This is a genomic window from Nocardioides antri (assembly GCF_008373765.1).
Taxonomy (GTDB): Bacteria; Actinomycetota; Actinomycetes; order Propionibacteriales; family Nocardioidaceae; genus Nocardioides; species Nocardioides antri.
The window spans coordinates 1-398 of record NZ_VUJW01000151.1; the positions used below are offsets into that span (position 1 = coordinate 1).

Below are 398 nucleotides of genomic sequence, written 5' to 3' on the forward strand. Positions count from 1 at the left end.
TACATCGCTGTTATCCAGCGCTCTGATTGCCACGGTTTCGTTGTTCCTGCTCCGTATGAAGTATACCCTAAAATGTTTATGAATATGGAAGTGCTGCAAAAAATTTACGTAACAAAGATGCAAGATGGCCTCATTAATCCTGAAGCCGCAGCTAAGTATGGCATTCACCTGGAAAACGACTACTTCGTTTACAAAGCCAATTATTCTAACGCCGTTTTATACAATAATGAAGAACAAAGGCTGACATACTTCACTGAGGATATTGGCATGAACGCTTACTACTACTACTTCCACTCTCATTTACCGTTCTGGTGGACATCAGAAAAATACGGAGCCCTTAAAGAGCGTCGTGGAGAGGTTTACTTCTACTTCTACCAGCAATTATTGGCTCGTTACTA

General features: G+C 41.2%; 1 protein-coding gene. It reads left to right on the forward strand.

The genetic code is table 11. The features are described 5' to 3' along the window. Positions 1–398 (forward strand): hypothetical protein (locus F0U47_RS22850; protein WP_188111461.1); only part of this gene is annotated, 398 nt, incomplete at both ends.